The following is a 2,273-nucleotide window of genomic DNA, read 5'->3' on the forward strand; positions in this document are numbered from 1 at the left end:
TGAGCAAAAATGGGCGCCGTCACGATAAACGCTTACTCGATAAAGTCGATATAATTCGCCATATTCCTCCTGAGGTAACCATCTGGGCAGATACCGGTTTTCAAGGTATAGATAAACAGCATCCTAATACACAAATCCCAAAAAAAGGAACTCGAAAAAGACCTTTATCGCCTGAACAAAAACAAGAAAATAAAATAATTTCGGGCATCCGTATTACAGTTGAACACGCCATCGCGGGTATCAAGCGCCTCGGTTGCATGACCCAAATTTTACGGAATCGTAGACCCTTTATTGATGATACCTTCTTACTCCTTAGCGCAGGTCTTTGGAATTTCCATCTCAGAACAGCGTAAAATTTACTTCAATCACCGAAACACCCTTATTTCACTATTAAGCAACACGCTTATTGTGTTGGGGGCCTGCATTTATGATGAATACCGAGAAGTTTTCGCTGCAATTTCCATCTCAGGCCCTAGTTCCCGTATTACAAATAATCGCATTAACGAATTAGGTAGCACTATTTTACAAGCAGCAAAACAGATCAGTTGTGAATTTGGCGCTATTCATTAAAAATTTATTAAATAGCTAGAAATTAATTAGACATGCTATTTATATTATATATGACAACACTTGCTTATATTAAAATGAGCGTTGAGAAAACCTTTGTTTTACCGGATAAGCAAAAACATCGGCTATATATCCCTGACATATTTTTTCTTGTAATGATTGCCAATATTCTGCACTAAACAGATCAGCATGGTACATTTCAAAATATTTCCTAATAGCTGGATCATTACAAAGAAAATGGCGGAACTCTTCTGGAAATACATCATGTTCAGCCACACTATACCAAGGCTCATCAGCCATTTCTTGCTCGGGATAAAGTGGCTCTGATATTTTTCGAAAATTCATTTCAGTCATATAACAAATTTCATCATAATCGTAAAAAACTACCCGTTTATGACGAGTGACACCAAAATTTTTAAATAACATATCACCTGGAAAAATATTTGCTGCCGCCAATTGTTTAATAGCATTACCATAATCTTCAATGATCCATCTTAACTCTTCACTTTTAACTTGATCAGTGTAAATATTTAGTGGGATCATCTTTCTTTCCATGTAGAGATGACGGATCAAAATTTTATCACCTAAATCTTGCAGTTTTGATGGTATTTCACGCCATAATTCTGCCATCAATTCTTCACTAATATGTTTTTTGGCGATGACAAAATTCTCAAACTCCTGCGTATCCGCCATTCTACCAACACGATCATGTTCCTTAACTATTCGATAACATGCCTGCACCCGCTCTTGCGTAACTTGCTTTGGTGGCCAAAAGCGATCTTTAATTACTTTAAAAACTCGTTCAAAAGAAGGCGAAGTAAAAACTAGCATTACCATGCCTTTTATACCCGGAGCAATAATAAACTGTTCTTGTGAAAAGTTTATAAAAGCCAGGTATTCTCGATAATACTCGGTTTTTCCATGTTTCTGACAGCCAATTGACATATATAATTCGGCAATTGACTTTCCCGGTAAAATATCTCTTAACCAAAAAACCAACGCCGCAGGAAATGGAACGTAGACCATAAAATAGGAACGAGCAAAACCAAATATAATACTGGCATTGTTATAATTAGTTAGGCAAGTATCAACATAAATACCACCTTGCTCATTATTATGGATTGGCAATAAAAATGGATAAACAATTTTGCCAATCATTATTTTACCTACTACCCAAGCTGCTTTATTACGATAAAATAATTCATTTGCTATCTCAAATTTGACGTCAGCTAATTGTTTAGCAGAAAATGTCTTTTTGAGATAACTAACGATATAACTTACATCTCTCGGTAAATCTTCCCACACTAGACGGAACGGAATATCCATTAAAATATTTTCTATGGTTTTTTTAAGCCTCATATGAATAGAAAAACAACGAGATAACGGACGCGGGGTATCACAGAAACGATTTACTGGCTGTGAAGTAAAAATAAATAAATTCACGAGTTTCGCAGTCTCTAAAAAAGAAGTATAAATTTAAAAACAAGAAAAAATCAGGATGTTCATATTTTGTCCGGTTATCCATGCATTAAAGATATCTATAAAATATTCTTGCAAGTAAGCAGTGTAAGATACTCTAGTTTGGCGTTATCAGAAGTCAGCCCATCGCCTTTATCTCATGACACGGTTAGCCGATGGTTAAAAAGTAGATGTTTCCGCCCTAAAGACCTATGGCGATTAGTTGAACCTTCTATAGACAAAAAAAG

The 2,273-nt window shown here is 35.6% G+C and carries 3 protein-coding genes and 1 pseudogene; 3 read left to right on the forward strand and 1 reads right to left on the reverse strand.

Features of this window, described 5'->3' with window-relative positions; translation table 11 throughout:
• The coding region (locus CBG25_RS09775) for a transposase family protein (protein WP_290603898.1) at positions 1-353 on the forward strand (353 nt) is incomplete at its 5' end.
• 58 nt (positions 354-411) lie between these two features.
• A pseudogene (locus tag CBG25_RS09780) lies at positions 412-570 on the forward strand (IclR family transcriptional regulator C-terminal domain-containing protein); the annotation flags it as partial.
• Positions 571-639: 69 nt separating this feature from the next.
• Here the strand turns inward: CBG25_RS09780 and aceK are convergent.
• Positions 640-2,043, reverse strand: coding sequence for a bifunctional isocitrate dehydrogenase kinase/phosphatase (gene aceK / locus CBG25_RS09785; RefSeq protein WP_290606350.1), 1,404 nt, complete (start codon positions 2,041-2,043; stop codon positions 640-642).
• 33 nt (positions 2,044-2,076) lie between these two features.
• Here aceK and CBG25_RS09790 point away from each other — a divergent pair.
• Positions 2,077-2,273 (forward strand): hypothetical protein (locus CBG25_RS09790; protein ID WP_290604058.1); only part of this gene is annotated, 197 nt, incomplete at its 3' end.

The sequence above is a fragment of the Arsenophonus sp. ENCA genome (assembly GCF_002287155.1).
In the GTDB taxonomy this organism is placed as follows: domain Bacteria; phylum Pseudomonadota; class Gammaproteobacteria; order Enterobacterales; family Enterobacteriaceae; genus Arsenophonus; species Arsenophonus nilaparvatae.